This window comes from Rhodobacteraceae bacterium S2214, assembly GCA_025141675.1.
In the GTDB taxonomy this organism is placed as follows: domain Bacteria; phylum Pseudomonadota; class Alphaproteobacteria; order Rhodobacterales; family Rhodobacteraceae; genus Yoonia.
In genome coordinates this window covers 780001-801982 of the sequence record CP081161.1, presented here as the reverse complement: position 1 = coordinate 801982, position 21982 = coordinate 780001, and the positions used below count along the sequence as shown (strand labels likewise).

The following is a 21982-nucleotide window of genomic DNA, read 5'->3' as shown; positions in this document are numbered from 1 at the left end:
ATCCCAACAAATAGGCTGCCTGCTGCTTGTGTTCCGACCTCGTTGGGCGGTTTGCAAAGTGCATCAGGCGACCTATTCAATCACCGCAGTGTTATGGATCGAATTTGTCTCGTAATTGGCGACAATGCGGTCTCGGCGGGGTTTTCGTCACCTCAATTGCAGCAAGATGTGCTGATCAAAGCCACAGTGTTGCCCCAAACAACGCAAAAATGACCATTCCGCCTTTTTTCGCAACGTAAACAGGTACTTACGCAAGGTCATTCGTAAAGCTGTCGCAGCACCTATAAGGCCCTTGTTTCCTTGTGGTTCTATCAGCTAGCGAATCTGCTGTTCTTGTTGCAATTCAAGCGACACCCCTAAAACTTGACCTCATCCGTCAAACCCGCCAATGAGAATCCAACAAAGGGGACATGACATGACACTTTCGATGCAAGGCAAACGTGGCTTGGTAATGGGCGTAGCCAATGAACGCTCTATTGCATGGGGCATTGCCAAGGCGTTGGCAGAGGCCGGTGCCGAGCTTGCGTTCACGTATCAAGGCGAAGCATTCGGCAAACGTCTTGAACCACTGGCTGCATCTGTCGGGTCCGACTTTATGGTCGATGTTGATGTGACGGATGAAGCGTCAATGGACACCGCATTCCAAGGCATCAAAGAAAAATGGGGCACGATTGATTTTGTCGTCCACGCCATCGCGTTTTCGAACAAAGACGAATTGACCGGCCGGATCATGAACACGTCCCGCGAGAACTTTGGTCGTTCGATGGAGATTTCCTGTTATTCGCTGATCGACGTTGCCCGCCGGTCCCACGAACTGATGCCAAACGGCGGCACGATCATGACATTGACCTACCAAGGTGCGAACCGTGTGACCCCGAACTACAACGTGATGGGTGTGGCAAAGGCCGCGCTGGAAAGCGCTGTCCGCTACCTTGCCAATGACCTTGGCCCTGACGGTATCCGCGTGAACGCGATCAGCCCCGGCCCGATGAAAACGCTTGCTGGTGCGGCCATTGGTGGCGCGCGTCGGACGTACAAGCACACTGGCGAAAACGCCCCAATGCGCGCCAATGCAACGCTAGAAGCCGTTGGCGGAACAGCTGTTTATCTGGCTTCTGACGCGGGTGCGTGCACAACGGGCGAAATTATTCGCGTCGATGGTGGGTATCACGTGCTTGGTATGCCGCAGATCGACAACCTGTAAGAATATGACGTCGGCATGTCCGGCGTCATCATTCCGTCTTGGCAACGATCGGGGAATTCAGCATCGCGGTCGGACCGCTGAACTGAAACCGAAAAGCAACATTTTGGGCAAGTCACGTCGCGCATAAACGCGCAATTCTTACGTTAACCGATTGTTAACCATCGCAATCTAGCGATGTGAACATTATCGAGTAGTACTTTATTTTGTTTCAATGCCCCGCACACAACAGGCCTGCGGGGCATTTTTTTAGGCGGGCTGGATCGCGATCATTTCAATCGCAAACGTCAGGTCCTTGCCCGCAAGCGCGTGGTTTGCATCAAGGGTAACCTCTGTATCGGCTACTTCGACGATGGTCACGACCATCACCTGGCCGCCTTCGCCTTGCATCTGCAACTGTGTCCCAACTTCCATCGGGATGTTGTCTGGGAACTGGTCGCGCGGCACAGCCTGCCGGTTTTCAAGGTTCACTTCACCGTAGGCTTCTGCACAAGGCACATTCACGACTTTCTTGTCGCCAACTTTCATGCCCGGAATGGCTTTATCCAAGCCCGGAATAATCATGCCAGATCCAACTGCGAATTCCAGCGGATCACGACCTTCAGAGCTGTCAAAAACAGTCCCGTCGTCCAATGTGCCTTTGTAATGGATTTGGACGGTATCGCCCTGTTTTGCCTCTGACATAATCGTCCTTTCAATTTTCAGTCGCCGGACCCTACAGGCACGCGCCGCAGGTCGCAAACCGCTTTGCCCCTTTTCGTTCCCGCCTGTGCATGCCAACGTGCGGCGGGACACGCGACGGAGGGATACAATGCCAATCACCACCTGCATCTTTGATGCTTACGGGACCTTGTTTGACGTGAACGCCGCTGCGCGTTTGGCGGCAGATGAACCCGGACAAGACGCATTGGCCGCCGTCTGGCCCAAGCTTGCCCGCGATTGGCGGCTGAAACAGTTGCAATACACATGGCTGCGTGCGGTCGCTGATCAGCACTGTGATTTCTGGCAGGTCACGCAAGACGGGTTGGATTGGGCGATGGAGGCCGCTGGCCTTGACGATCCTATTCTGCGCGAACGTCTGCTTGCCTTATACTGGGAACTGCCCGCCTACGCCGAAGTCCCAGACATGCTGGCAGAGCTGAATAGCCGCGGCATTCAGACCGGCATCCTATCCAACGGATCGCCTGATATGTTGTCAGGTGCGGTCGATTCAGCCGGATTAGGTGAATTCATCACAGCGAACCTGACCGTTGAAAGCGTCGGCGTCTTTAAACCCCATGCGAAAGTTTATGACCTTGTCGAGGCGCATTACGGCTGCGCCCGTGATGAAGTTTTGTTTGTCTCGTCTAACGGATGGGACGCTGCTGGTGCTGCGGGCTACGGGTTCCAAACCGCATGGGTGAACCGCGCGGGTGAGCCTGTGGATCGCCTTTACGCGAAACCGCACCATGTTCTGTCTGACCTGACCACAATTCCGGACCTAACCTGATATGCCTGAATTTCACGCCAAAGACGGCACCCGCATTTACTATACTGACGAAGGTCAAGGTATCCCGATCCTGTGCCTTGCGGGACTGACCCGCAACGGGCGCGATTTTGATCATGTTGCCCCGCATCTGCCGACGATGATGCCTGTGCGTCTGATCCGCATGGATTACCGCGGACGCGGACAATCGGATTGGGCGGATTACAAAACATACACGATCCCGCAAGAGGCCGAAGATGCGCTGGCACTGCTCGATCATCTCGGGTTGGAACAGGCTGCAATTCTGGGGACATCGCGGGGCGGGTTGATCGCGATGTTCATCGCGGCCACGTCGAAGGACCGCCTGTTAGGTGTAGCGCTGAACGACATCGGGCCGGAACTGGATAAAGCTGGCCTTGATGTCATTGAAAACTACATCGGCCGCCGCCCAGCGCAAAAGACCTACGCAGAGGCCGCCGCGTTCCGTGCGAAATCGTGGTCCCACTTTAGCGACGTGCCGATGGCGCGCTGGCTGACCGAGGTTGAAAACCACTACATCGAAACGGACACGGGCCTAGACCTACGGTACGATCCGAAACTGCGCGATGCGGTGCTTGAAGCTGGTACACAGCCGATGCCGGATCTTTGGCCGCTGTATGACGCGATGCTTGGTCTGCCGCTTTGCCTGATCCGTGGCGAGAATTCTGATCTGTTGTCAGAGGCGACGGCGGATAAGATGCTCGACCGTCGGATCGACATGATCCGCGCTGATATTGAAGGACGTGGTCATGTGCCGTTCCTAGATGAAGAAATGGCATTGGACGCGCTGCACGAATGGCTTGAGGATATGGAATGAACATCGACGCAATCCGCGCTGCTGCCAAACGGATCGACGGCCAAGCACGGCGCACCCCGCTTTTGTCGTCGCCGTTTCTGGACGAAATCGCCGGACGGCGTGTGCTGATCAAACCCGAATGCTTGCAACACACTGGATCGTTCAAGTTTCGCGGCGCGTGGTCTGCTGTATCGAACTTAGGTGACAATGCCCGCAAAGCAGGCGTTATCGCGTTTTCCAGCGGGAACCATGCCCAAGGCGTCGCACTTGCCGCCGCATCACATGGCACAACGGCAGTGATTATCATGCCGGACGACGCCCCGACGCTGAAGATCGAAAACACCAAAGCGCTGGGCGCCGAGGTTATCCTGTACGACCGCGAAAATACCAATCGCGAGGCCTTGGGCGCAGAGATCGCCGATAGCCGTGGTCTGACGTTGATCAAACCTTTCGACAATGCCGATGTGATCGCGGGCCAAGGCACCGTCGGGTTGGAAATTGCCGAAGATGCAAAGGCGCTCGGCATTACCCATGCCGACGTCACCGTTTGCTGCGGTGGCGGCGGGCTGACATCGGGGATCGCCACGGCATTGGCTGCTGATGCACCCGACATGGTGACGCGCCCGGTTGAACCTGCGGGATTTGACGACGTGGCGCGGTCTCAAGCGTCAGGCCAGATCGAAAAGAACCCATCGCAATCGGGATCAATCTGCGATGCGATACTGACCCAACAGGCAGGCGATCTGACGTTCCCGATCATCAAAGAACTTTGCGGCCCCGCGATTGTCGTCACCGATGAAGAAGCGCTGCAAGCAATGGCCCATGCATTTGAACGACTGAAGGTCGTCGCAGAACCCGGTGGTGCTGTTGGACTAGCAGCGGCCCTGTTCCATCCCGACGCATTGAACCACGACACAGTGATTGCGGTAATTTCTGGCGGCAATGTAGATGCCCCGATGTTCGCCCGCGCCCTTGCGACCCTGACTTAAGGACAAGACATGACCGAATTTTCAATCGCCAGTTTCAACGTCAAAAACCTGATCGGGGCGGAGCAAGAATACTACCGCTATGAGAAATACACGGTCGAAGAACATGCGTGGAAACAGGCATGGCTCGCAGATCAACTGCTGAGCCTGTCTGCTGATATCGTCTGCTTTCAAGAGATCTTCGACGAAGCCGCACTGCAAGCGGTGATCGCCGAAGCCGACGCCGCAGGGATCGAAGCGAACGAAGCCTCTGTGCCGGACCCGTCAAAGCGGTACGCGCGCAAGGCGATTTTCCGCAAGTTGGCCTATAAGCCCTACGCGCAGGCCGAACTCGCCTTTGCACCCAATGTGAACGACGGCGGTCCCGGTGAACGGCGGCCCGGCGTCGCGATCCTGTCGCGGTTCGGTTTTGCCGATGCCCCGCAGATTTTGCAGGAATTGCCCGAGCCGATCGAAATCCCGTTCAGTGATCTGGGTGGTGGCGATGGTGGATCATATAAGATCAGCCGCCTGTCCCGTCCGATCTTAAAGGTTCGCATTCCCGTCGGCGATCAGGTGGTTAGCGTCTTCAATTGCCATCTGAAATCGAAGCTGGGTGAATTGGATAAACCTGCTGGCGCCGCCTTCCCGCCTGCCGCCGATCTGGTGAACTATGACCCCGCTGGTCGTGCTCTTGGGTCACTACGTGCAGGGCTGCGACGGATGGCGGAAGCATGGATTCTGCGGCGGGCGATTCTTAATGAATTGACGCAAGGTCGCCCCGTGATGGTTTTGGGCGACTTTAACGACAGTGAACATGCCGTAAGTAGCGAAATAATTACCGGTGAAACGCCGTTTAAAAACTACGCATGGATGCGCAGGCACGACGCGGAACACCAAGGTGATCGCTACAAAGATCACGAAAACGACGCGATTCAGGAACAGATTAACGCGGTACGCCTGCATTCAGCAGAGAAGATGTTCGTGCGAAAGTCGGCTCGCGACATGGTCTACACGTCGGCCTTTGGCGGCGTTTTCGAGAGCATCGACCAGATATTGATGTCCCGTCATTTTGCGCCAGATTACGATCAACGCATTGGAGACATGGAATATTTTAGCGTCTTCAACGATCATCTTACTGACGGTAGCCATCCGGAAGCCCCGTATAACAAACTTGCCTCCGATCACGGACAAATCATGGCGCATATGCGGTTGCGTGACGGTCAAACCTAGAAATCGGTGGAAATGTCCGGCGATTGCCGCGATGCAACCCTTGGGTTATTTTAGCAAAAATGATTGTCCGTTTCGGAAATAAAATAATCGCCCCAAGAGTTGACAGTTCTCTGACAATTTCGTCTTCTGCGCCCGGGAGGGTTATTCACCCCTGTTTACAGGGTCGCTGGATAACGGGAGCAAGCCGCGCGAGGGAGACCTCATTGCGCGGCTTGATTCTTTTTCAAAGCATTCAGAACGAAGGATTCCACGATGCGTGAAATGAAAGTCGACCGCAAAGGTGTGGGGTTCCACGTGCGCATTGACGGCGTGGATGATGCGACTGCGCCGACGGTTGTTTTCGCCAATTCGCTTGGGACGACCTTGCATATGTGGGACGGGATCATCCCGCTTCTACCCGCAGGATTACGGATCATCCGTTACGACAAACGCGGGCATGGCCAAAGCGACGTGCCAGCCGCACCTTACACAATGGGCGCGCTGGTGTCCGATGCCGCCGCCGTCTGTGATGCCTGCGACGTGAAGGACGCGCTATTCGTTGGTTTGTCGGTTGGGGGCATGATTGCACAGGGTCTGGCCGTCAAACGCCCCGATCTGATCCGCGCCATGGTTTTATCGAATACGGCTGCGAAAATCGGAAATGGCCCGATGTGGCAGGACCGGATCAATGCGGTGATGGACAAGGGGCTTGGATCAATCGCCGATGTCACAATGGCCCGCTGGTTTAGCCGCGACTATCTGATGTCGCCCGATCTGCCCGCATCGCGTAAGATGCTAACAGATACGCCTGCCGCGGGCTATGCGGGCGTTTGTGCCGCGATTGCTGGCACTGATTTTTACACGCCAACCTCTGGTTTGCGCATACCTACGCTTGGTATCGCAGGATCCGAAGACGGGGCCACCCCGCCTGATCTGGTCCGCGAAACCGTTGATCTGATCCCGGGGTCACAGTTTGAGCTGATGCGGCGCGTCGGTCACCTGCCCTGCGTCGAAGCACCAGAGGCTTACGCTAAAATCCTGATTGATTTCATCGCTGCCACCGGCCACATGAACGAATGACTGATTTTCTACTGATACACGGCTCTGCCCATGGTGCGTGGTGTTGGGATCATGTGATCCCGCATCTGACCTCCGCAGGCCACACCGCCCGCGCGATTGATCTGCCGTCACATGGCGACGACCAAACCCCCACCCCTTTGGTCACGCTTGATATGTACGCTGGCAAGATCAGGGCCGCGATGCATGGCAAAACGGTTCTGGTGGGTCATTCCATGGCCGGTTACCCGATCACCGTTGCCGCCGACCAATCCCCGCATATGATTGATAAACTGATCTATCTGTGTGCCCATGTGCCGGAAGCGGGCAAGTCCATCGCCGATATGCGTCTGCTTGCCGACACGCAGCCTTTGGCGGACGCGATGATCAAAAGCGAAGACGGGAAAACCGTTACGATTGATCCGGACCTCGCACATGAAAAGTTCTACCATGATGTTGATCCCAGCCTTTCGGACTGGGCGATTGCGCAGTTGTGCCCGCAACCGATTGCCCCGCAGGTGACGGCCTATGCAGGCGGGACACGCACCCACAATCGCCACTACATCCGTTGCCTTGACGACCGTGCCATTCCGCCCGCCTACCAGATCGACCGGACGTCCGATTGGCCAGACGGCACTGTGTCCGAAATGCAGACGTCCCATTCCCCATTCCTATCAGCGCCTGCCGCATTGGCCGCTGAACTGATCCGCATTGCAGAAAGCTAAACGATGACTGCCAGCCTTTACGACAGCCCCACATGGCGCGGGGTGTTTCACGACACTGAACTGTCCCCACTGTTTACGGATACCGCTGAACTGCGGGCCAAGTTGCTTGTCATGGGCACGCTTGCCCTTACCCAAGCCAAAGCCAGTCAGATCCCTGACGTATCAGCCCAAGCCATCCAGCGCGCCAGTATGGAAGTGCAGGTTGATCCCGCAGCGCTTTCGGCCATGACAGCAGAAACAGGCGATCCCGTGACCGCGCTGGTCGCCGAGTTCGGCAAAGAGATGCAAGCGCCCGAACACGCAAAGTGGATCCATTTCGAAAGCGATCCGGCGTTGACGGCAGCGACAGGCCTGTCTTTACGTCTGCGCCAATCGTTCAAGATTATTGCGGCGCGTCTGGGCCAAGACGAAACGCCAACGTTCTCAGCCTACCACCAAGACGCCGCGATTTCCGAGGGGCTGGCTGGCGGGTTGGGCTTGCGCGACGGTCACGGCACCGATCCTGTGAAAGACATTCAATCCATCGCGGATTGGATCAGCGACGCTGTCGCTGCGGTGCAGACGCAAACGCCAGCTGATGCCGCGATCCAACATCAGATGCCACATCTGAATGCGGCCCTGCAATCAGCGTCACCAGAAACAGCACCTCTTGTTCAGGCCATGACGTTACCCCAAATGGTGTTAGGCTTAGGGCGTTTGATCGCCCCAAAGTAATTCTCTGCGGAAAGCCCGATTTATGAACCAGCGCCTTGCGATCACTTTCATCATGCTATCGGTCGTGATGGACTCTATGGGGATCGGGCTGATTATGCCTGTGATGCCTGATCTGATCCGCGAGATTGAAGGCACCGATATCGGCAGTGCCGCCGTCTGGGGCGGGGTTCTTGCGACGATTTTCGCCGTGATGCAGTTCTTTTTTGGGCCCGTCATCGGCAGTCTTTCTGACCGTTACGGACGGCGCCCCATTCTGTTGATTTCGCTGGTCGTCATGGCGTTTGATTACGTCTTGATGGCGGTGGCTACGACGATGTGGTTGTTGATTATTGGGCGGATCATTGGCGGTATCACTGCCGCGACACAGTCGACTGCTGCCGCCTACATGGCTGATATTTCCAAGCCCGAAGAAAAAGCCGCGAATTTCGGACTGATCGGTGCGGCCTTTGGGGTTGGTTTTGTGCTTGGCCCGTTGATCGGGGCCGTTTTGGCGCAATACGGGACACGCGCACCGTTCTGGGCGGCAGCGGCGCTGGCCGCAGGTAACGCCACGTTTGGTTACTTCGTCCTGCCAGAAACAGTCACAGATCGGATCAGACGCCCCTTTGCATGGCGCAGGGCCAACCCGTTTGGTGCGTTCAAACACATCGGCAACCTGCCAGGTCTGCGCCCGATGATGGTGATCCTGTTCGTCTATGCGATTGCGTTCTTCGTGTATCCGGGCGTTTGGGCCTACTACGGGGCGCTACAATTCGGCTGGTCGCCGGGCATGATCGGGATTTCACTGGGCGTTTTCGGGATCGGTATCGCGGTCGTCCAAGGCCTGTTGATCCGTCCGATCCTTGCCAAAATCGGGGAACGCAATGCGGTGATCTTTGGCCTGCTGATCGATGTGTTGGCGTTTGTGGCCTTGGGGTTCGTCACGAACGGTTGGGTGGCCTTGGCCATGACGCCGCTGACCGCACTTGGGTCTATCGCCGGACCGGCGTTGCAAGGCATCATGTCGCGCACCGCCGCTGATGATCAACAGGGCGAACTGCAGGGCACAATCGCATCAATCAACGCTGTCGCAACGATCGCGGCACCGCTGATCATGACGCAAACTTTCTTTTACTTCACACGGAACGATGCGGCACTTTACCTGCCAGGCGCACCGTTCTTATTGTCCGCAATCTTGACCTTAGGTTGCATCGGTCTGTTTATCGGATCGCGGCCCACGACCCGATAAAAAGCTTGCTTATCAATCGCGCCCATTCTTTGCTGCAATCAAACGCAAAGGAGCCGATATGCCCGCAATCAAAGCTGCCGTCTGTCATGCATTCGGCGACCCGCTGACCGTAGAAACCGTTGACTTGCGCGCGGCACAAGCTGGCGAAATCGAAGTCACGCTCAAGGCTGTCGCGATTTGCCATTCCGATATTTCCTTTGCTGACGGCGCATGGGGCGGATCGCTGCCAGCGGTCTACGGCCATGAAGCTGCAGGTCTGATCACTGGCGTGGGCGACAACGTATCCGGTCTGAACGTCGGTGATGCTGTTGTCGTGACGTTGATCCGCGCCTGCGGGACCTGCCCGTCTTGTTCGTCCGGCAAACCCACGATTTGCGGCACGCCTTATGATGGGGACCACGGGCCTTTGAAAACGGCGGAGGGGGGCAAGTTGCATCAGGCGATGGCATCTGGCGCATTCGCTGAAAAGGTCGTTGTGGACCAAAGTCAGGTCGTGAAAATTCCGGCTGACATGCCGATGGACGCGGCTTCGTTGCTGGCATGTGGCGTGATCACTGGTGTCGGGGCCGTCGTCAACGCCGCGAATTTCAAAGCAGGCCAAGACGCCGTCGTGATCGGCGCCGGCGGTGTTGGGCTGAACGCGATCCAAGGTGCGCGGATCGCTGGTGCACGGCGCATCGTGGCTGTGGACATGTCCGAAGAAAAACTGGCCATCGCGAAAGAGTTTGGTGCGACGCATGGTGTTTTGGCGTCACAGGACAAACCGTGGAAAGCTGCCAAAGAAGCCTTGGGGCGCGGCGCGGACGCTGTGTTTGTAACCGTGGGCGCTGCACCCGTCTATGATACGGCGCCGCGTTATTTGGCCTATGGTGGCAAGGTGATCATGGTCGGCATGCCCGCAACGGGGGCCGTTTCGCAATACGAACCCGCAAACTTTGCGGCTGTCGGGCAAAGCCTTATCGGATCGAAAATGGGAGACGTTGTGATCAAACGCGACATCCCTTGGATGGCCGATCTGTACGATCAAGGACGGCTGAAACTGGACGAGTTGATTTCGGGCCGTTGGGCGCTGGACCAGATCAACGAAGCCATTGCAGACACAAAAACCGGCAGCGCAAAACGCAACGTGATCATTTTCGACTAACGACGCGTTCGATTTGTCCGCAACAACCACAGGTGCCACGTTCATGAAGCTGCAAGACCTCGATGTGATCATCACCGCACCCCCTGCCCCCGGATGGGGCGGACGATATTGGATATTGGTCAAGGTGACCACCGACACAGGCATAACGGGCTGGGGCGAATGTTATGCGTCCTCCGTTGGTCCCGATGCAATGCGGGCTGTGATCCACGACGTGTTTGACCGGCATATGGCGGGCGAAAACCCGGAGAACATCGAGTTGATGTTTCGCCGTGCCTATTCGGCGGGTTTCACCCAACGTCCGGACCTGACCGTTATCGGAGCGTTTTCAGGGTTAGAGATCGCCTGTTGGGACATTCTTGGCAAAGATCGCGACCGTCCAGTTCACGCGCTTATCGGTGGACGCATGAACGACCGCATTCGCGCCTACACATACCTGTACCCGCAATCCGGCCACGCCCTGCCCGCCTTTTGGTCCGACCCTGATATGGCGGCTGAAAGCGCGGTTCAGGCGGTCGCGCAGGGCTATACTGCCGTGAAATTTGATCCCGCCGGTCCTTACACCATCCGCGGCGGACATATGCCAGCGATGCACGACATCAGCCTGTCTGTCGCATTTTGCAAAACGATCCGTGATGCTGTGGGCAATCAAGCTGATCTGCTGTTTGGCACACATGGTCAGTTTACGACGGCTGGGGCTATCCGGCTTGGCAGCGCAATCGCGCCCTATAGCCCGCTTTGGTATGAAGAACCTATTCCACCCGACACACCAACCGAGCTGAGCAAAATCGCAGCCCAAGTTCCGATCCCCATTGCGGTCGGCGAACGTCTGTCGACGAAGATCGAATTCGCGGATGCCTTGCGCAATGGTGCGTCCATTCTGCAGCCTGCGCTCGGGCGATCAGGTGGTATCTGGGAAACGAAAAAGATCGCGGCGATTGCCGAAACCTATAACGCGCAGGTCGCGCCGCATCTGTATGCAGGGCCCATCGAATGGGCTGCTAACGTGCAATTGGCGGCTTCTATTCCGAATATCCTGATGGCTGAAACGATTGAAACGCCGTTCCACAATGCGCTGATCAAGAACAGCATCAGAATAGAAAACGGATTTATTCCAGCCCCGACTGCCCCCGGACTTGGAATCGACGTGGACGAAGACCTTGCCCGCGCACATCCGTACACGGACGATGGATTGCATCTGCAAATGCAGGAAGATCCAATCGGGTATCACGGCGTGAATACTTTCGCGGGTGGTGCGCCAGTCAAGACGTGACCGGGCGCGCCCGTTCAGGTGCGCGAAAACTGACAAGTCTCTTTCCAAGATCGACTTATCGCGACACAGTGGCAGGATGAATATTCTACGCGTTCTTGCCGCGAAAATCGTCGGCCACACTTTACGGCTTTTTGCCCGTTTCATCACCGCAGTGCGTGCCGACTGGCAAGGCATTGAACCGGTTCCGCGCCAACGGGTCTATTACGCGAACCACACGTCCAATGGCGATATGCCGATGATTTGGGCGGTGTTGCCATCTGCATTGCGGCGCAGCGTCCGTCCAGTTGCCGCAGCCGATTATTGGCTCAAGAACCCGATCCGCGCCTTTGTTGGGCCAGAGGTGTTCAATTGCGTGCTGGTCGATCGTCGTCCTGAAGTGAACGACAAACCCATGGACAAGATTCTAGAGGCGCTGGACGAAGGATCGTCGTTGATCATCTTCCCTGAAGGCAATCGGAACATGACAGAAGACCCGCTGCTGCCGTTTAAGGCGGGCCTGTACAACATGGGGGTCGCGCGTCCCGATGTTGACTTGGTCCCGACGTGGGTGGCGAACCTGAATACGATTATGCCGAAAGGCGAAGTGATCCCGTTGCCGTTGATCTGCACCGTGACATTTGGAACCCCTGTGAAGGTCCACGAAGGCGAAAGCAAAGACGCGTTTCTGGCCCGTGCCGCCAAAGCATTGTCGGACTTGCGCCCTGATGCAAACCAACCCGACGATCAGGAGGCGACGTCATGAACCCGACAAGCCTACCGGTCGAAATGACCACGACAACATCTGACCTTGTCCTTCTGTTTCTTGGCGTTCTGGCCATTTTGTTGGCGCTGACCACATTGGGCGAAGTCCTGCGTGCAAGGCAAGGGATGGGTGAAGACAACCCTGTTCTCGAAACCTATATGACACGTGTCCATAGCTGGTGGGGCATCGTCTTATTGGTGGGGGTCGCTTTGATCACGGGGCGCGTCGCGGTCATCATATTGTTTCTCTTCGCGAGCTTCGCGGCCCTGCGCGAATTCCTGACCCTGACAGCCAAACGGCAAGCGGATCACAAATCACTGGCCTTGGCGTTCTTTGCCGTTTTACCGCTGCAATACCTGTTCGTGTGGATGGGTTGGGAAGGCTTGTTTACCGTCTTTATCCCCGTTTACGCATTCTTGCTGCTGCCCATCGTTTCAGCGCTGCGCGGTGACGCGAACCGCTACCTAATCCGCGTCGCAGAAACCCAATGGGCGCTGATGATCAGTGTTTTCTGCCTCAGCCATGTGCCTGCGTTGATGACCATTTCATTCGACGGGGTGAACGACAGATCAGTCCTGCTGATCGGTTTCTTGGTGCTCGTCGTGCAATTCGGGGACCTTCTTGAATACTTCTTTGGTCGCCGAATTGGCAAAACAAAGATCGCACCGGGTCTGTCACCAAAGACATGGGAAGGGCTGGCCTGCGGGGTTGGCAGCGCGGTTCTGATCGGTGCTTTGCTAAGCTGGATCACGCCCTTCGGTGTGTTTGGGGCAATGGCCATGGCAGGCATCGCGTCACTGGTTGGGATGTTCGGCAATTTGGTCTTTGCGGCCATCAAACGGGATCGCGGCGTCAAAGATTGGTCACACCTTATTCCGGGCCAAGGTGGATTTGTGGACCAACTGGACAGCGTGGTGTTTGCCGCACCGATTTTCTACCATTTGACGCAGTTCTTCTGGGGCAGCTGAACGTCTACTGTTCACGTGCCATCAGCAGAACCCACCGCGCATCGCGCCCTTGTCCGGCGACACCTAGCGCGAAATCCTCTGCAACTTGGTTCGGTAGGCTTTCATCCAGCATCAGTTCTCTGTGGCCATCAGTAGACCGCAACCATGCATCAAGGACATCTTCGTTGTTCTGCTGACCAGTCGCGATGTTTTCGCCTGCATAGGCCGCGACATACCCTTCGGCGGCAATCCGTTGCGAAGGTGTCCGACCGTCCTGCGAGAGGTGCGAAAAGTAGTTGTTGTCGAGCATATCCTGCGCGTGTTTCTGTGCCGCCGCATCGAGACGCGCGTCATAGGTCACCATCGTCAGGCCGTTATCAATCCTGAGACCATTCAAGAGTTCGCCAAAATCGACATCAGCAGTCGACGTTGTCGGTGGCGTATCCATCAAAGTGCTAGCAACTGGGACTTCTGCGACACCGGGATCAGCCACAATGCCTTTGGCGCCCGAGATGGTCGATTGACAGGCCGCTAGAGCAACCAATCCGAAGACGGCGGTAATAGAGCGATGCATCAAAGAACCTCCTATGGGTGTCTGGCTATGACAAATTTAAAGCATTCCGTCGTTTGTACAAATCGGCACGGCAGATCACCGCTCAACGGCCATCAACAGCACCCACCTTGTGCGCGATCCAACGCCGGCGACACCAAGGGCAAAATCTTCGAGACCGTCGGCGACCATCAGGTCGTAATGCGTCGGCGAATTCATCCAACCGTCGAACGCGGTTTCTTGATCCTGTTGACGTCCCGCGATGTTTTCCCCCCAGCCACGGGCGTCATATCCTTCCGCGCGAATGCGATCGATTACGGTGCTGCCATCTAAGGATGTATGCGAAAAATAGTTGTTGTCTGCCATGTCCTGCGCGTGCTTTTGCGCGGCGGCATCAAGGCGTGCGTCATAGGCGACAGGTGCGAGGTCCGATGCGATCCGCATGCCATTTAGCATCTCGGCAAAGCTGGAATCCTCTATGGATGTTGCGGGCCCTACAATTCCGACTTCATTCGGACCATAAGCGGTCGACGCGATATCAGAGGGGCCGGATGTGACCGATAATCCGGCACCACCACAGCCCGCAAGAAGGGTCATTGCGAATCCAAGACTTTTCCACTGCAACATCAAACTCATCTCCTTCACTGATTCACACATTGGTCAGCGTTGAGTTTGATAGTTGCCCGCAAGTAGGGCGCATTTAGGACGGAAGTCAGGCAAAACCCGTCAGATTAGTTCCAAGTTTTCTGAGCCTGAGAAAGAGGCGGCCCGCGACAGGCCACCTCAGTTCTATGAAATCAAGTCACCGATTTAGGTTCGAGTTCCACTAACCAAAGTTCGACATCTGCGCTATCCATCAGCCGGACAGTCATGACACCCGTGTCAGCCGCAATATCGACCTTGCCGAAGAATTGCAGGCCGTCGCTGGGCGGAAGGTTGGCTTGGCCTTCTTCGGGATGCTTTGCAAAGCGGACTTCGGGACCAAACGTATTGTCATAGGCCGAGGGCCCGAAAGTACCGGCATGCAATGGGCCGGAAACGAATTCCCAGAACGGATCAAAATCCTGGAATACGGCGCGGTCAGGAGAATAGTGATGTGCGGCGGTATAGTGCACATCTGCTGTCAACCAGACGGTGTTGGTGATGTCTGCGGTCTTGATGAACGACAACACTGCAGCGATGTCCTTTTCACGTCCAAGAACAGGTCCGTCGCCGTTCGCCCCGTTTTCCATGTTGGTGTCCCCGTCGCGCACCATCATGCCAATGGGCATGTCAGACGCGATGACCTTCCACGTGGCCGTCGAATTGACCATCTCACGCTTCAACCACGCCAGCTGTTCGGCGCCAAGGAACGGAGTGCCTTCGGTTTCGGTATTGGCAGTGTTGTCGCCACGATATGTGCGCATGTCGATCACAAATATATCCAGCAACGGGCCATAAGACACTTTACGATAGACCCGATTAGGTTCTGACATAACCTGCCGTGTCGGCATCATCTCGTGGAAGGCATGTGCCGCACGAGCTGCAAGAACCTGCATTGATTTCTCGGTATAGCGATCGTCACTAGCCAGCACTTCGTTGGGGTACCAGTTATTTGTGACCTCATGGTCATCCCACTGCGAGATCATTGGCACGGCGGCATTAAACGCCTGCACGTTCTTATCCATGTAGTTGTACAAATGCTGACCGCGAAATTCGTCCAGTGTTTCTGCAACTTTGGTTTTCGCCGGTGTGACGACGTTTTTCCAAACCGTGCCATCATCCAAAGCGACCTCTTCCTGAAGCGGGCCGTCAGCATAGACGGTGTCGCCTGAATGCAGGAAAAAGTCGGGCGCATGGCCTTGCATCGTGGCGTAGGTGGTCATGCCGCCGCGATCTTCGTCGATGCCCCACCCCTGCCCGGCGGTGTCGCCTGACCAAACAAAGCTGACATCGCGGCTGCCCATAGGGGCGGTGCGGAACGTGCCTGTAACGGGTTCTGAAGGCGTGCCATCGGCTAGGTCGGACATTGTGACGCGATAGAAAATGTCCTGGTCGCTTGGCAGGCCAGTTAACGCCAGCTTTCCGGTGTAATCTGTTGGTGTGCCTACGGCCAAGGCTGGCACCGCACGCGCGTCTGACATGCTTTCGGTGGTTGCCCATTCGACAAGCATCTTTGCCTCGCGGTCAGCGCGGCTCCAGATAACGGCACCGTCATGGGCGACATCGCCTGACATAATGCCGTGGGTGATCAAAGGGCGTGATTGCGCCCGTGAAAGTGAAGGCATGGCGACTGCTGCGGACAACGCGGCAGTGCCCAGAAGCGTTTGGCGGCGTGTAAAGGATATACGTGGCATGGATATCTGCTCCTTGATGAGTTGGATATCCAAGACTAGGGGCGCGCGCGTATCAACTTGCTGACAGTGCTGTGACAGATTCACGAATTTCGAAAAGCGCCGAGTTGCGTGATCTGCATCGGTCGAACAGGTTGTTCGCGTATCTCTTATTCAACGCGCAAAATCAGCAACCACTGCGGGTCAGGCCGCAATTTTCATCATTGTGTGCGAATTCACGAAGTCGGCAATCTTAAAGTACCCGGTCCGGCTATAGTGGTCACTGTCTGTGAACTCGGCCGGTGTTAACAATGTGTCGATATCGATGAAGTGTGCGTTGTGGGTTTCTGCGCAGAACTTTCTACACATGTCATTAAAGGCAATGCGCGGTTTCGGATTACGTTCTGCTTGAGGTCCGTGACGGACGGTCGTCCCGATAATAAAGATCGGCGCATCAGCCCGGCGCAGCACATCCGCGACCTGAAAGCATCGGTGTGTCAGATCAAGACGATCATGAATGTCATAGGGGCGGTGCTGCATTGATTTGGCAAAGCGCATCGCTGTTTTTTGATCGCGCATCAGCTGTTGAAACCTGCGGGGTGGAACGCTGCCAAGAAATTCGCTGCCTGGTTCTTTCCCACGGTATTGGAACAACAAATCGTTGGCGAAAGAGAAATACATCGACAGCAAGATCAGATCGGATGACGCCAAGGATTTGTCCAGCGCCACCATGTCATCGGAGCCATAGCCGATAAAGTTTTTCTGCGTGAATAGGCGATTCAAAACGGGATCACGCTGATTCAGAAAGAACCCCACGTCGTCAAAACGGACCAACATGCCGTTGTCGTCCGGCTTGTTGACGAATTCATCACGGTCCGTCCCACAGTAGAATGACACCTGTAGCAAGTCACACCCGCCGACCAGACACAGATGTTGCTGCTGTCTTGCCGTCTCGGGGGCATCGAAATCCTTGACGTCCTGGATCCAGTCCACATTTTCATGTGCGTCAATCGGGTTGGCAACTCCGCCAACGGTCTTGAAATCCGGTTTGTTAAGGAACTGCCAAACCCATTGTTCGACCCCCATGTTTAACGTGCGGCATGAAAATGCGAGATGATGCACCACATTGCCGGAATACTTGGCACTGACGCAAAAGAATCCCACGACGCCATAGTCCCCATAACGATCCTGCACTTCGATCAGGCCCGCGTGGACGCCCGCAGTGTTTAGCAACGTTTGCAACTGCGCCTTTTCAGCTGGGGTGTTCGCACGTTTTTTGGTGTAGTTAAGCTGGTTCGTGCGGTTCAGGATCTCATAGACACGGTCCATCTGGTCTTCAACGTCTGTGATCACCTTGACCCTGATCTCGGACTGTCGAAGGAAGTCGATATTCGACAAACCCGTTTCAGCCTGTTCGACCTGCTTTTCTTCCATCACTTTGTATTGCTTAAGACGGCTGTGCGACTTGTCATCCTTGCCTGCCAGTGTAGGCAAATCCATTAACGGCAGGATGTCCTGATTGGCATCAAAGACCATCACGTTCGGATTAAAGAACTGTGCTTCTTCTAAATTGAGGTGATTATCATCGAGAAAGAGCACGTTTTCGTCGCGCAACCCCATCGCAGCAATCATGGCTTTGATCGCTTGGCCCTTCGGCGACCATGCGATGTGTGGGAAAACAAAATAATCCCAAATGTCGAGATCTACCAACGCGGCCTTTGCATCTTCGAAATCGTTCTTGGAACAGATTGAACACATAATCCCGCGATCGACGAGGTCACGGACCATCTGCAAATGCGCCTCGACGGATGAAATACCTTCCTCGGAAAGCGTACCATTCCAAAGGGTTTCGTCTAGATCCCAAACAACAAGCTTCACTTGGTTCGGAATAGATGCACTCAACGCATGAGCCATTTTAGTCACCGTTCTCATTAGGTTACAGGTCGTAACGCAACTTCTGCGAGACAACTATGGCTTCAAAAAGACAGAAATCCGACAATTCCGTTGATTTTGGAACGTGAGAGGGCCGAATTGAACGCAAACTTTTGCCAGGTTGGCATCTGATTAGAGTGTGGCGATCCCGGGAGGACTCGAACCCCCAACATCCTGATTAGAAGTCAGGTGCTCTATCCAGTTGAGCTACGGGACCACTCTCGCTTTCCTACCGCTTCACCATGTTGGGTGCAATGGTATGGGATTGTTACACGGGTTGTTGTTTGAGGATATTTTGGGAGACAGAGCCTATGCGTTCTGCCGCTTTTGAGGTTTGCCCAATAGAGGATCCGATGCAGCGCTTACGCTGTGGCTTTGCCGTCTGTATTTATTTGCTATTTTTTGTGTTTATCGTCGAGAGATAGGGTTGGCTTCTTATTAGATTTGGCAGTGACTTACTCTCCCACGCCTTAAGACGCAGTACTATCCGCCGACCGACAGGCGTTTGCTTGCCAAACGCCGTAAGGGGGCGCAGCGGCACTTAACTTCCGCGTTCGGGATGGGATCGGGTGTTTTGTCCCTTTCAAAAAACCACTGTGTTTTTTGAAGGCGTAGCAAGGTTACTTTGCTTGCAAAGTGACAGCTACTCAGACGTTATGACCACTGCCATGTTTTCGGGCTTGATTGTTGGATTGGTATTTTTATCGTTGAGAGATACTTTTTTGACGTTGCTCATTAGATTTGGCAGTGACTTACTCTCCCACGCCTTAAGACGCCGTATCATCAGCGCAGCCGCCTCTATTGGGCCCACGTTCGGTATTGGATTTTGTGTTCAGTCCCCTTCAAAAAAGCATTGTGTTTTTTGAAGTCGTCTCAAGTTTGTTTTGCTTGCAAGGTGAGTGCGACTCGGACGTGATGCCGATTGGCTTGCTATCAGGTTTGATTATTGGGGGGAGTGGTTTCATCGTCGAGAGATACGGTTGGCTTCTTATTAGATTTGGCAGTGACTTACTCTCCCACGCCTTAAGACGCAGTACCATCAGCGCAGCGGCACTTAACTGCCGAGTTCGGGATGGGATCGGGTGTTTTGCTCGCGCTATGACCACCAAATCAAAAAAGAAGCCAACGATCAGGCTGATATCCTATGCGGGATTTCTGCTTGTTCCGTATCAGATATACTGATGGTTGTGTGTGTATGTATCATGATTTTAATTCAGTAAAGTCAGACTATTACTGGATCAAATCAAGCCTATCGGACCATTAGTACCAGTCAACTGAACGCATTGCTGCGCTTACATCTCTGGCCTATCGACGAGGTGGTCTACCTCGGTCCTCAGGGATACCTTGTTTTGAGGGGGGCTTCCCGCTTAGATGCCTTCAGCGGTTATCCTGTCCGATCATAGCTACCCTGCACTGCCGTTGGCACGACAACAGGTCCACCAGTGGATCGTTCACCCCGGTCCTCTCGTACTAGGGGCAACTCCTCTCAAGTATCCTACACCCACGGAAGATAGGGACCGAACTGTCTCACGACGTTCTAAACCCAGCTCACGTACCTCTTTAAACGGCGAACAGCCGTACCCTTGGGACCTGCTCCAGCCCCAGGATGAGATGAGCCGACATCGAGGTGCCAAACGGTGCCGTCGATATGGACTCTTGGGCACCATCAGCCTGTTATCCCCAGCGTACCTTTTATCCGTTGAGCGATGGCCCTTCCACTCGGGACCACCGGATCACTATGGCCGTCTTTCGACTCTGCTCGACTTGTCAGTCTCGCAGTCAGGCTGGCTTCTGCCATTGCACTCAACGAGCGATTTCCGACCGCTCTGAGCCAACCTTCGCGCGCCTCCGTTACAATTTGGGAGGCGACCGCCCCAGTCAAACTACCCACCACGCAGGGTCCCGGATCCGGATAACGGACCGCGGTTAGACATCAAACAGAATAAGGGTGGTATCTCAAGGGAGGCTCCACCGAGACTAGCGTCCCGGTTTCAAAGCCTACCACCTATCCTGCACATACTGTGTCTGATGCCAATGCGAAGCTATAGTAAAGGTGCATGGGGTCTTTCCGTCTAACCGCGGGGAGCCTGCATCTTGACAGGCAATTCAATTTCGCTGAGTCCACATTTGAGACAGCGGGGAAGTCGTTACGCCATTCGTGCAGGTCGGAACTTACCCGACAAGGAATTTCGCTACCTTAGGACCGTTATAGTTACGGCCGCCGTTTACCTGGGCTTCAATTCGGAGCTTGCACTCCTCCTTTTAACCTTCAGGCACCGGGCAGGCGTCAGACCCTATACGTCGTCTTGCGACTTCGCAGAGCCCTGTGTTTTTAGTAAACAGTCGCCACCCCCTGGTTTGTGCCCCCGGCAAAAACTTGCGTTCTCACCGGGCCTCCTTCTCGCGAACTTACGGAGGTATTTTGCCGAGTTCCTTAAATGTGGTTCTCTCAAGCGCCTTGGTATTCTCTACCAGTCCACCTGTGTTGGTTTAGGGTACGATCTCATGGAGGGCTATTTCCAGGAACCTCTCAACGGCCTCCCCAATCCGATAAGGGGAAACAATCTTCGAGATCCGTCACATCCTCCTGGCCCAGGAATATTAACCTGGTTCCCATCGACTACGCCTTTCGGCCTCGCCTTAGGGGTCGGCTTACCCTGCTCAGATTAGCTTTAAGCAGGAACCCTTGGACTTTCGGCGAGGGAGTCTCTCACTCCCTTTGTCGCTACTCATGTCATCATTCTCACTAGTGATCTCTCCACCGGATCCCTCACAGGCCGGCTTCACAGAAAGCACCATAACGATCACAACACCCAAAGGTGCTGATATCGTCAGGTACTATGTCACACTACGCTCTGCTACCATGCACTATGTGCATCCTAGACTTCGGCTCATGGCTTGAGCCCCGTTACATCTTCGCCGCAGGACAACTTATTTAGACCAGTGAGCTGTTACGCTATCTTTAAAGGATGGCTGCTTCTAAGCCAACCTCCTGGTTGTTTTGGTCGTCCCACCTGCTTTCCCACTTAGCCATGAATTAGGGGCCTTAGTCGTAGGTCAGGGTTGTTTCCCTCTCCACAACGGACGTTAGCACCCGCTGTGTGTCTGCCGGATATTACTCCTCGGTATTCGGAGTTTGGTTAGGATCAGTAAGACGGTGAGTCCCCATTACCCATCCAGTGCTCTACCCCCGAGGGTATTCGTCCGACGCTCTACCTAAATAGATTTCGCAGAGAACCAGCTATCTCCGAGTTTGATTGGCCTTTTACCCCTAGGCACACCTCATCCCGACCTTTTTCAACAGGTGTGGGTTCGGACCTCCAGTTAGTGTTACCTAACCTTCATCCTGGACATGCCTAGATCACTCGGTTTCGGGTCTGATCCATCTAACTCATGCGCCCTATTAAGACTCGCTTTCGCTGCGCCTACACCTAACGGCTTAAGCTTGCTAGATAGACCAAGTCGATGACCCATTATACAAAAGGTACGCTGTCAGGCCGCATGGGCCCTCCAACTGATTGTAGGCGTTCGGTTTCAGGTACTGTTTCACTCCCCTCGTCGGGGTGCTTTTCACCTTTCCCTCACGGTACTGGTTCGCTATCGGTCAGTAAGGAGTACTTAGCCTTCGAAGGTGGTCCTCCGATGTTCAGACAGAATTTCACGTGTTCCGCCCTACTTAATACG

General features: G+C 55.0%; 18 protein-coding genes, 1 tRNA gene and 2 rRNA genes (1 of these 21 cut by a window edge). 13 read left to right on the top strand and 8 right to left on the bottom strand.

Features of this window, described 5'->3' with window-relative positions:
- Positions 1–415: 415 nt before the first annotated feature.
- On the top strand, positions 416–1204 hold the full coding sequence (locus tag K3729_03895; GenBank protein ID UWQ99937.1) for an enoyl-ACP reductase: 789 nt from the start codon (positions 416–418) through the stop codon (positions 1202–1204).
- Positions 1205–1450: 246 nt separating this feature from the next.
- On the opposite strand, the gene K3729_03890 is transcribed toward K3729_03895, so the two are convergent.
- Positions 1451–1885 carry a peptidylprolyl isomerase gene (locus K3729_03890; protein UWQ99936.1) on the bottom strand — a complete coding sequence of 145 codons (435 nt, stop codon included), beginning with the start codon at positions 1883–1885 and terminating at the stop codon, positions 1451–1453.
- A gap of 127 nt (positions 1886–2012) precedes the next feature.
- Here K3729_03890 and K3729_03885 point away from each other — a divergent pair, with 127 nt between their 5' ends.
- From K3729_03885 to K3729_03830, 12 genes are all read left to right on the top strand, one after another.
- Entirely contained in the window at positions 2013–2690 is a 678-nt protein-coding gene (locus K3729_03885) for a haloacid dehalogenase type II (GenBank protein ID UWQ99935.1), read from the top strand.
- Position 2691: 1 nt separating this feature from the next.
- Positions 2692–3522, top strand: a complete 831-nt coding sequence (locus tag K3729_03880) for an alpha/beta hydrolase (protein ID UWQ99934.1) — start codon at positions 2692–2694, stop codon at positions 3520–3522.
- Entirely contained in the window at positions 3519–4490 is a 972-nt protein-coding gene (locus tag K3729_03875; protein ID UWQ99933.1) for a threonine/serine dehydratase, read from the top strand. The genes K3729_03880 and K3729_03875 overlap by 4 nt, the downstream gene beginning before the upstream one ends.
- 9 nt (positions 4491–4499) lie before the next feature.
- Positions 4500–5699 (top strand): endonuclease/exonuclease/phosphatase family protein, encoded by a 1200-nt coding sequence (locus tag K3729_03870; protein ID UWQ99932.1) that lies wholly within the window; start codon positions 4500–4502, stop codon positions 5697–5699.
- Between the two features lie 261 nt (positions 5700–5960).
- The gene (gene pcaD / locus K3729_03865; protein UWR00932.1) at positions 5961–6758 is read left to right on the top strand and encodes a 3-oxoadipate enol-lactonase; all 798 of its coding nucleotides are present in this window, start codon (positions 5961–5963) and stop codon (positions 6756–6758) included.
- Positions 6755–7459 (top strand): alpha/beta fold hydrolase, encoded by a 705-nt coding sequence (locus K3729_03860; GenBank protein UWQ99931.1) that lies wholly within the window; start codon positions 6755–6757, stop codon positions 7457–7459. Before pcaD ends, K3729_03860 begins: the two co-directional genes overlap by 4 nt.
- A gap of 3 nt (positions 7460–7462) precedes the next feature.
- Positions 7463–8173 (top strand): hypothetical protein, encoded by a 711-nt coding sequence (locus K3729_03855; GenBank protein ID UWQ99930.1) that lies wholly within the window; start codon positions 7463–7465, stop codon positions 8171–8173.
- A 22-nt stretch (positions 8174–8195) separates the two neighbouring features.
- Positions 8196–9401, top strand: a complete 1206-nt coding sequence (locus K3729_03850) for a TCR/Tet family MFS transporter (protein ID UWQ99929.1) — start codon at positions 8196–8198, stop codon at positions 9399–9401.
- 58 nt (positions 9402–9459) lie between these two features.
- Entirely contained in the window at positions 9460–10545 is a 1086-nt protein-coding gene (locus tag K3729_03845) for a Zn-dependent alcohol dehydrogenase (protein ID UWQ99928.1), read from the top strand.
- 43 nt (positions 10546–10588) lie between these two features.
- Complete coding sequence (locus K3729_03840) at positions 10589–11815, top strand: mandelate racemase/muconate lactonizing enzyme family protein (GenBank protein UWQ99927.1); 1227 nt, start codon at positions 10589–10591, stop codon at positions 11813–11815.
- A 76-nt stretch (positions 11816–11891) separates the two neighbouring features.
- The gene (locus K3729_03835; GenBank protein ID UWQ99926.1) at positions 11892–12557 is read left to right on the top strand and encodes a 1-acyl-sn-glycerol-3-phosphate acyltransferase; all 666 of its coding nucleotides are present in this window, start codon (positions 11892–11894) and stop codon (positions 12555–12557) included.
- Between the two features lie 23 nt (positions 12558–12580).
- Positions 12581–13525, top strand: a complete 945-nt coding sequence (locus K3729_03830; GenBank protein ID UWR00931.1) for a phosphatidate cytidylyltransferase — start codon at positions 12581–12583, stop codon at positions 13523–13525.
- A 4-nt stretch (positions 13526–13529) separates the two neighbouring features.
- Here K3729_03830 and K3729_03825 read toward each other — a convergent pair whose 3' ends face one another.
- The 7 genes from K3729_03825 to K3729_03795 form a co-directional block, all read right to left on the bottom strand.
- Positions 13530–14078, bottom strand: a complete 549-nt coding sequence (locus K3729_03825; GenBank protein UWQ99925.1) for a CAP domain-containing protein — start codon at positions 14076–14078, stop codon at positions 13530–13532.
- Between the two features lie 75 nt (positions 14079–14153).
- Positions 14154–14651, bottom strand: coding sequence for a CAP domain-containing protein (locus K3729_03820; protein ID UWQ99924.1), 498 nt, complete (start codon positions 14649–14651; stop codon positions 14154–14156).
- Between the two features lie 200 nt (positions 14652–14851).
- Complete coding sequence (locus tag K3729_03815; protein UWR00930.1) at positions 14852–16270, bottom strand: alkaline phosphatase D family protein; 1419 nt, start codon at positions 16268–16270, stop codon at positions 14852–14854.
- 300 nt (positions 16271–16570) lie between these two features.
- Positions 16571–18280 (bottom strand): hypothetical protein, encoded by a 1710-nt coding sequence (locus K3729_03810; GenBank protein ID UWQ99923.1) that lies wholly within the window; start codon positions 18278–18280, stop codon positions 16571–16573.
- A 158-nt stretch (positions 18281–18438) separates the two neighbouring features.
- Positions 18439–18515: transfer RNA gene (locus tag K3729_03805), tRNA-Arg, on the bottom strand.
- A gap of 778 nt (positions 18516–19293) precedes the next feature.
- Positions 19294–19408: ribosomal RNA gene (gene rrf / locus K3729_03800) — 5S ribosomal RNA — on the bottom strand.
- A 129-nt stretch (positions 19409–19537) separates the two neighbouring features.
- Positions 19538–21982 (bottom strand): 23S ribosomal RNA (locus K3729_03795); it runs 395 nt beyond the window's last position.

Coding starts and splice junctions, on each gene's coding strand:
- K3729_03895 (UWQ99937.1), top strand. CDS start 416: ATGACACTTTCGATGCAAGGCAAACGTGGCTTGGTAATGGGCGTAGCC.
- K3729_03890 (UWQ99936.1), bottom strand. CDS start 1,885: ATGTCAGAGGCAAAACAGGGCGATACCGTCCAAATCCATTACAAAGGC.
- K3729_03885 (UWQ99935.1), top strand. CDS start 2,013: ATGCCAATCACCACCTGCATCTTTGATGCTTACGGGACCTTGTTTGAC.
- K3729_03880 (UWQ99934.1), top strand. CDS start 2,692: ATGCCTGAATTTCACGCCAAAGACGGCACCCGCATTTACTATACTGAC.
- K3729_03875 (UWQ99933.1), top strand. CDS start 3,519: ATGAACATCGACGCAATCCGCGCTGCTGCCAAACGGATCGACGGCCAA.
- K3729_03870 (UWQ99932.1), top strand. CDS start 4,500: ATGACCGAATTTTCAATCGCCAGTTTCAACGTCAAAAACCTGATCGGG.
- pcaD (UWR00932.1), top strand. CDS start 5,961: ATGAAAGTCGACCGCAAAGGTGTGGGGTTCCACGTGCGCATTGACGGC.
- K3729_03860 (UWQ99931.1), top strand. CDS start 6,755: ATGACTGATTTTCTACTGATACACGGCTCTGCCCATGGTGCGTGGTGT.
- K3729_03855 (UWQ99930.1), top strand. CDS start 7,463: ATGACTGCCAGCCTTTACGACAGCCCCACATGGCGCGGGGTGTTTCAC.
- K3729_03850 (UWQ99929.1), top strand. CDS start 8,196: ATGAACCAGCGCCTTGCGATCACTTTCATCATGCTATCGGTCGTGATG.
- K3729_03845 (UWQ99928.1), top strand. CDS start 9,460: ATGCCCGCAATCAAAGCTGCCGTCTGTCATGCATTCGGCGACCCGCTG.
- K3729_03840 (UWQ99927.1), top strand. CDS start 10,589: ATGAAGCTGCAAGACCTCGATGTGATCATCACCGCACCCCCTGCCCCC.
- K3729_03835 (UWQ99926.1), top strand. CDS start 11,892: ATGAATATTCTACGCGTTCTTGCCGCGAAAATCGTCGGCCACACTTTA.
- K3729_03830 (UWR00931.1), top strand. CDS start 12,581: ATGACCACGACAACATCTGACCTTGTCCTTCTGTTTCTTGGCGTTCTG.
- K3729_03825 (UWQ99925.1), bottom strand. CDS start 14,078: ATGCATCGCTCTATTACCGCCGTCTTCGGATTGGTTGCTCTAGCGGCC.
- K3729_03820 (UWQ99924.1), bottom strand. CDS start 14,651: ATGACCCTTCTTGCGGGCTGTGGTGGTGCCGGATTATCGGTCACATCC.
- K3729_03815 (UWR00930.1), bottom strand. CDS start 16,270: ATGTCAGGCGATGTCGCCCATGACGGTGCCGTTATCTGGAGCCGCGCT.
- K3729_03810 (UWQ99923.1), bottom strand. CDS start 18,280: ATGGCTCATGCGTTGAGTGCATCTATTCCGAACCAAGTGAAGCTTGTT.